The organism is Streptomyces sp. NPDC018019 (genome assembly GCF_044327805.1).
Taxonomy (GTDB): Bacteria; Actinomycetota; Actinomycetes; order Streptomycetales; family Streptomycetaceae; genus Streptomyces.
The window spans coordinates 1-7,638 of record NZ_JBIRGD010000063.1; the positions used below are offsets into that span (position 1 = coordinate 1).

Sequence of the window (7,638 nt, forward strand, 5' to 3'; positions counted from 1 at the left end):
TGCGCGATGAAGCGGCCAGCCGGCCCCGTGACCCGGACGAGGAGGCGGCGGATCCGCCCTACCGCGGCCTGGCCCGGTTCGAGCCCGGCGACCATTCCCGGTTCTTCGGCCGCGCCCGCCTGACGGAAGACCTCGCCGTCCTGGCCGAAACCCACCGGTGCGTCATGGTGCTCGGCCCGTCGGGCAGCGGTAAGTCCTCCCTCTTACGCGCCGGCCTCGTCCCGCGGTTGCAGACCACCGCGGACACGGCGCTGCGCCCGGCGGTGATCCGTATCCTCACGCCCGGCCCCCGGCCGGTGCACGATCACCGCAGGTTGTTCACCCCGGCCGACGGGCCGGGAGACACGTGGCTGGTGGTGGACCAGTTCGAGGAGATCTTCACGCTCTGCCGGGATGCGGCGGAACGAGCGGAGTTCGTCCGCCTGCTGTCGTCGGCCCGCGATCCCGGCAGCCGGCTGCGGATATGCGTGGCGGTACGGGCGGACTTCTATGCCCGCTGTCTTGAGTACGAGGGACTGGCGGCGGTCCTCAAGGAGGCGAGTCTGCCGGTCGGTCCGATGACGCCGGACGAGTTGCGTGCAGCGATCGTCGAGCCCGCAGCCGCGGAGGGGCTGATCGTGGAGCGTGCGCTGACCGCCCGCCTCATCGAAGAGGCCGGCCAGGAGCCGGGCGGTCTGCCGCTGCTGTCGCACGTCCTGCTGGAGACCTGGCGCCGCCGCCGCGGCCGTACCCTCACCCTCGACGCCTACGAAGCCGCCGGCGGTATCCACGGCGCCGTCGCCCAGAGCGCGGAACACTTCTACACCCGCCTCACGCCGGCCCAGGCCCGGACGGCCCGCCGTATCCTGCTGCGCCTGATCGCCCCGGGGGAGGGGCACCCGGACACCCGCCGCCCCACGCCGCACGACGAGCTGGACGCCGGCGACGCCACCACCGCCACGGTACTGGAACGGCTGGCCGGCGCCCGCCTGGTGACCACGGAGGAGGAGACCATCCACCTGGCGCACGAGGCGCTGATCACCTCGTGGCCCCGGCTGCAGAAGTGGGTCGACGAGGACCGGGAACGGCTGCTCGCGCACCGCCGCCTGACCGAAGCCGCCGCCGCGTGGGCGGCGCTCGACCGCGATCCGGGAGCGCTGTACCGCGGCACCCGTCTGGCCACCGCTCGCGAAGCCTTCGCCGCTGCCGCCGCCCACGACGATCTCACCCCTCAGGAAAGAGACTTCCTCACCGCCAGCATCACCGCACACGAACAGGAGCAGCGCTCGGCGGCCCGTACCACCCGCCACCTGCGCGGGGCGGCAGCCTCCCTGGCCGTCCTTCTGGTACTCGCTCTGGTCGCGGGAGTGGCCGCCTTCGTCCAGTACCGCAGCAGCGAGGACCAGCGGCGCACGGCGCTGTCACGGCAACTGGCGGCCCAGTCCTCCACGCTGCTCGGCGGCCACCCGGACCTGGCGTCCCTCCTGGCAGCCCACGCCTACCGCATCCGTCCCACCGCCGAGGCCACCACCAGCGTCTTTGCCGCTGCCGCCCTGCCCCTGAAACGCCGTCTCAGGGGCCATACCCAGGATGTGCGGGCGGTGGCGTTCAGTCCGGACGGGCGCACCCTGGCCTCCGGCAGCGACGACGGCACCGTACGGCTGTGGGAGGCGGACACCGGCCGGCCCCGCACCACCGTCTTCGCCACCACGTTCGGCGGCGCCAGGATCGGCGTCCAGACGGTGGCTTTCAGCCCTGACGGGCGGACCCTGGCTGCCGGAGTCAGCGACGGTACGGTGCAGCTTCGGGACACAGCCACCGGCACGGTTCAGGCCACTCTTTCCGGCCATGCCGCCGCCGCCACGTCGATGGCCTTCAGCCCCGACGGGCGCACCCTGGCCACCGGCAGCTGGGACACCACGGTGCGGTTGTGGGACATGCGGCAGCACACCACGCGCACTGTGCTGACCGATCACAGCGACCGCATGAAAGCGGTGGCGTTCAGTCCGGACGGGCGGACCCTGGCCACGGCCGGCGACGACGGTGCGGTGAAACTGCGCGACGCGGACACCGGCCGCCCCCGCACCACGCTCACCGACCGCACGGACGTGGTGGCGACGCTGGCGTTCAGCCCCGACGGCCGCACCCTCGCCACCGGCAGCGACGACGGCACCGTACGGCTGCGCTCCCCGGCCGACGGGACGACCCGCGCAGTACTCAGCGGCCATACCGACGCCGTGACCTCGGTGGCCTTGAGCCCCGACGGCCACGCTCTCGCCTCCAGCAGCGACGACGGCACCGTACGGCTGTGGGAAACCCGGACCGGCAAGTCCGGTGCGACCCCGATCGGCCAGACCGGCGGGACGGCGGCGATCGCCTTCGATCCCGGCGGACGCACCCTGGCCACCGGCGATGTCGACGGTGCGCTGTGGTTGTGGGACGTCCGCCGGCACCCGGCCGCTACGACGCTCACCGGGCACACCGGTGATGTGACCTCGGTGGCCTTCAGCCGTGCCGGACGCACCCTCGCCACCGGCAGTGACGACGGCACGGCGCGGCTGTGGGACACGCGAACGGGCAGACCGCGCGCCATCCTGGGCGGCCACAGCGGCGCGGTGCTGACCGTGGCGTTCAGTCCGGACGGCCGTACGCTGGCCACCGGCAGCGAGGATGGGACGATCCGGCTGTGGAACACCGCCACCGGCCGCAGGCGTACGGCCTTCGACGCCGGGAGCGAGGTGCTCGCCGCGGCGTTCGGTCCGGACGGCCGCACGCTGGCCACGGGCGACGGGAGCGGCAGGGCCCAACTGTGGGACACAGCCCGTGGTAAGCCACGGGCAATCCTCGGCAGGTCCGCCGAAAGCGTCGTGTCGGTGGCCTTCAGCCCGGACGGCCGCACCGTGGCCTCCAGCGGCTCCGACAAGACGGTACGGCTCTGGGACACCGTCACCGGACGACTGCGCACGAGCCTGACTGGGCACCGGGACACGGTGTGGTCGGTGGCCTTCAGCCCGGACGGCCGCACCGTGGCCTCCGGCGGTGTCGACGGCACGGTACGGCTGTGGGACACCACGACCGGCACGACCCGCACCGTCCTCACCGGCCACACCGGCACCGTACGGGCCGTTGTCTTCACGCCCGACGGCCGCACCCTCGCGACGGGCGGCGACGACCGCATCGTCCGGCTGTGGGACATCGCCTCGGCCCGGCCCCGCATGACCCTGTCCGGCCGCGGCTGGCCGGTCACCTCGATGGCAGTCAGCCCCGACGGCCATACGCTCGCCATCGGCCAGGGCGACAACAAGGCGCATCTGTGGCACCTGGACCTGCCGGCACCCGACGAGGCCGTCAGCAGAATCTGCCGCACCGTCGGCCGGGACCTCACCGAGCAGGAACGTTCCACCTACCTGCCGGACCCACCGCGCCACACGGCGTGCGCTCCGTGAACCCGCCCCTGTCGGCGACGATCGCGAACGGGCCTCCCCCTTCTTCCTGCAACCGTCCTTCCCGCTTCCTCCCCGTACCCCGTTCGTGGTCCTCCCCCCCCCGCCGTCAGCGGATCGAGGACGTCCTGGAGGCCTCACCTACAAGTACGCGCAGCAGCACGGGCGGCTGCCAGGAGAGCGCGCCCGCCACAACCTTGGATGGCAGGCGGCGCAGGACACCCGCCCGGGCAAGAAGACCCCGCGCCCGTTGGAGCAGCTGCTCGCCTGGTGGCGGGCGTCGCGCTGTGGAACTTCGGCGAGCAGGTGGTCGACGGGTTCGTTCAGCGCTGCCGCGCGGCGGTCGTGGCGATCCGGGCCCGGGTGGATCCGCACGTGGACGCCGTACTCGCCGCCGTCGACGTCGCCGCGGTCGTCTCCACCGTCCGCGGCAAGTTCACCCGCCGCCACGTCCTGGCCGAAGCCCGCCGGCACCTGCTGGAGACCCTGCGCGGCCAGGGGTTCACGCGCGGCCTGGACGACTCCCTCGCCACTCGCGCCCTGTCCGAATACTCCCGCCAGTCCACCGCTCCCCAGCCCGGCCGCCGCACCCCGGCCGCCGACCAGGTCTTCTACACCGCCGACTTCGCCGGACCCGATCGCTGGTGGATCGCCGGCACCGACGGCAAGCCGCCCCGCGAGTCGAGCCGCTACGAACGGGCCCGGGTCGCCAGCCTCGCCGTGCAGAACGCGGTCCGCGCCGCCCGCCCCGCACCCGCCGCCACGCCGGACGACGCCCCGGCCGCGACTGCGTCAGCCGCCACGCACGCCGGCGACCACCACCGCGACCAGCCGTCAGACGCGCCGCACGCCGTCGACCACCCGGACCGGGACGCCGCGCCCACCCCGGCGCAGCGGGCCGCCGCCCTCCACACCCACCAGCAGGCCGCGATGCCCGAGGAGTACCTGGACGGCCGGACGACCGATGCGGCGACGTGGCTGCGCACACCGGAGAACCTGGAACGGCTCGCCGCCTTCACCCGCACGGCCAGCGCACGCCGCCGCGCTATCCAGAAGGGAGAGATTCCGGCCCCGGCCGCCGGCCCGGCCGGGCCGGTCGACCGGCGCCGCCAGGAGCACGAGTAGCAGCACCAGCAGCCCGGCCCCGGCCCCGGCCAGAGCCTCCAGCCGTGACGGCCGCCGACCCGTCCGGCGGGACCGAGGACGAAGTCACCGCTCCAGTAGTCGGGACGCGACCGGCCGCCGGGCCTCGAGGGCGGCGGAGAGAGGCGAGTGTGTGGGGGACCGACCCCTGAGAGCGGAGGCCCCGATGGTCAGCCCGATGCCGACGTTCTTCTCGCCGAAGCAACTGGAGCGCCTGGAGGAGCTCGCCGACGCATCCCGGGCGCGCGTCGCGGAGCTGTACTCGTCACCGAAGCCGCCGCCCCTCCGGCGTCGCTCCCGCTCACGGCAGTACCCCGGTGGCCGGCCGAACCCGTGGCGCACCGCGGGGGGCCGCCACCGGGGATGAATGGCCACGGTGGACTGCACCGCGCGAGCGGGACCGCGCCGCCGGCGTTGTGACCGTTCGCGGTAGTTGGCGGATGGGCTGAAGGATCTGCGCTGGTCATCGAGAGACTGTTCAACCTGGTTGGCGGCGCCCGTTCACGTTTGTTGGCGCCTCCGTGTCGGGGTACGGCCTTGGCGCCCCAGGCGCATACAGGTGAACGTCCCCAGGTGTTGGTACGCGTTCCTCAGCGGACCTCGTGAGGTCACAACACCGTCCCTGCGGTAGGCGGAGTGCTCAGGCATCCCACTCGTCACTGCCTGGCTCACCACGCGGCCCGGACCGTACTGTGCTGCGCACGACGGCCTCCTTGAAGGCCGCCGCGGCGCGTCCCGTCAGGACGAGCCCGCGCGGGCGGTCGTCGGCGTGGGTGAACTGGACGACACCGTCACGCCGGCCAAGGCTGATGTTGGTGAAGGCGTAACCGATCCGAACGGGTCCGGGGTCCCGGCCCGTCAGCCGAGCTGCGACGACGTCGGCCACACCCCGGCCCATGGGCAGGGCTGCCTGGCAGGACATGCGGCTCGGCGCTCCGCCCACCGACACCCCGGCAGCCGCATCGCCGACGGCGTACACCTCAGGGTGCGAGATCGAGCGCAGGGTGGCGTCGACGAGCATCCGGCCGCCCTCATCCGTCGCGAATCCTGCCTCGCGCGCCAGCTCCGGCGCCTGGAACCCGGTGGTCCACACGACGGCGTCAGCGGCGAACGACGCGCCGCCGCGTGTGTCCAGGCCGTCCTGGCGCACCACCGCGACAAGGGTCTTCGGATGAACCGAGACGCCCAGCCGGTCGAGAGCGCGCCGCAGGTGGGTCCGGGCGCGCGGCGCGAGTCCGGACCCCACGTCGTCAGCACCGGTGAACAGCCGGACGCGCAGCTCGGGATAGCTCTCGGCCAGCTCCGAGGCGGTTTCCAGGCCGGTCAGCCCGCCGCCGACCACCGCCACTGTGCCTCCGGGCGTAATCTCGGCAACTCTGTACCGCAGCCGCGTCGCCTGCTCAAGGTCGGCGACGGTGTAGGCGTGCTCGACCGCCCCGGGGACCTCGTCGAGCCGCGCCCGGCTGCCCAGCGCGTACACCAGGGTGTTGTATCCGATGGTTCCGGGCGCGCCGTCCATGCACACGGTCCGGCCGGCGGTGTCGATCGCGGTCACGCGTCCGACGACCAGCTGGACCGGTGTACCGCTGAGCTGTTGCCGCAACGACGGCCCTGCCCATCGCCGCCCGGCGGCGACCTGATGGAGCCGGACCCGTTCGACGAACCGGTCCGAGGCGTTGACCAGCGTGATGGTGACGTCGCTGCGGCGCAGCTTGCGGGCGAGGCGCTTGGCCGCAAGGAGACCGGCGTAACCGGCGCCCACGACGACGAGGCGATGACTCATGACATGACTTCCTCTGTGACTACGGGCGGCTTCTGCGCCACCTCGGACAATCGGTCGAAACGCGCATCGACGTTCAGGCCGCGGTTGTGGCCACGGCAATCGCCCAGGCGATGTACAGGACGTTCACCACCAGCCGAGCCACCGCACCGGCCGGCCGCTCAAGGAGCCGGGGCCGGTCCGCACGCGCGCGGCGCAGCGCGTCCACGTGGGACACCAAGTAACAGGTGATCAGAGCAGCGGCGGCCCAGCCCCCGGTCCACCTGCCGCACGGAACCAGCACCAGCGCACCCACCAGTACCTCCGCCGCCCCACTGACGGCGACGAGGAGCCGCTCCCGACGGAGCCACGCGGGCACCAGTGTGCGGAAGTAGCCAGGGACCAGAAAGTGCGCGACCCCCGTGACGACCAGAAACACCGCCAAGGCAACGGAAGCGATAGCGTGCATGGCACGATGATCGACGCACCTCGCGCCTGGGCGCTTGAACAAAACGATCGCCGCATCGTCTTCGCCTCCGGTCCCGGGGCGACGATGTTCGCCGAGTCCCGCCCGTTCCGCGTCGCCCAACACCAGCTGCCCGTATGGAAAGCCGTGCTGCCGCTCGGTGGCTATGCCGAACTCCTCCAGCCGGGGCGGCCCATGGTGGCGGCGCCCGGGCTGATCGTTCCGCCCCAGCTGGCCCACGCCTGTGCGGCGACCTCTCCCTACATGGCGCTGTTCATCGACTCCTGGCTGCTGCCCTCACGGCCGGGGCCGATACGGCTCGGTTCGCACGAGGTCCGCCGCGTGCTCGCCGCTCTCGGCACCACCGATTCCGACAGCCCAGGCACCCGCGTGGACCTGGCCGCCGGATACGCCGAGCTGCAGACACTCGCTGGGCGCCCACCCCTCCTCGACCCGAGAGTCGCCCACGCTGTCCACCTGTGTACGTTGCACGATCCGAACATGCCCATCGCCTCCATCGCCAGCGAGGTCGGCCTGTCGGCCCCGCGGCTGCGCGCCCTGGCCCGGCAGGAGGTGGGCATCACGCTGGCGCGCTTGCGCCGATGGGGTCGGCTCCGCACCGCAATCGCCGACCTGCCGGATTCGACTGCCGCCCTGGCCGCAGCCACCGCAGGCTTCGCCGACCAGGCCCACCTCACCCGTACTGCCCGGGACTTCATCGGGCGTACGCCTGCCTCTCTGCGACGCGCTGACGCCTAAGAGCTCCTAACGCAACGTGGGGCGCAGGCGTCGCCAGCAGATGAGTGAGCAGGCGAGTTTCAGGAATGCCTCGTGGATGTCGTCGCGGG

5 protein-coding genes are annotated in these 7,638 nt (G+C 72.8%); 3 read left to right on the top strand and 2 right to left on the bottom strand.

Going from position 1 to position 7,638, the window contains the following annotated elements; translation table 11 throughout:
• Together ACH4FX_RS42905 and ACH4FX_RS42910 are read left to right on the top strand one after the other, a co-directional pair.
• A partial coding sequence (locus ACH4FX_RS42905; protein WP_398487326.1) for a hypothetical protein occupies nucleotides 1–3,425 on the top strand: 3,425 nt, incomplete at its 5' end.
• Between the two features lie 267 nt (nucleotides 3,426–3,692).
• Complete coding sequence (locus tag ACH4FX_RS42910) at nucleotides 3,693–4,547, top strand: hypothetical protein (RefSeq protein WP_398487328.1); 855 nt, start codon at nucleotides 3,693–3,695, stop codon at nucleotides 4,545–4,547.
• A 658-nt stretch (nucleotides 4,548–5,205) separates the two neighbouring features.
• On the opposite strand, the gene ACH4FX_RS42915 is transcribed toward ACH4FX_RS42910, so the two are convergent.
• Together ACH4FX_RS42915 and ACH4FX_RS42920 are read right to left on the bottom strand one after the other, a co-directional pair.
• Nucleotides 5,206–6,348 (bottom strand): NAD(P)/FAD-dependent oxidoreductase, encoded by a 1,143-nt coding sequence (locus tag ACH4FX_RS42915; protein ID WP_398487330.1) that lies wholly within the window; start codon nucleotides 6,346–6,348, stop codon nucleotides 5,206–5,208.
• 73 nt (nucleotides 6,349–6,421) lie between these two features.
• The gene (locus tag ACH4FX_RS42920) at nucleotides 6,422–6,793 is read right to left on the bottom strand and encodes a hypothetical protein (RefSeq protein ID WP_398487331.1); all 372 of its coding nucleotides are present in this window, start codon (nucleotides 6,791–6,793) and stop codon (nucleotides 6,422–6,424) included.
• Between the two features lie 6 nt (nucleotides 6,794–6,799).
• Between ACH4FX_RS42920 and ACH4FX_RS42925 the strand changes: the two genes are divergently transcribed.
• Nucleotides 6,800–7,549, top strand: a complete 750-nt coding sequence (locus tag ACH4FX_RS42925; protein ID WP_398487332.1) for a helix-turn-helix domain-containing protein — start codon at nucleotides 6,800–6,802, stop codon at nucleotides 7,547–7,549.
• The last annotated feature ends 89 nt before the right edge of the window (nucleotides 7,550–7,638 follow it).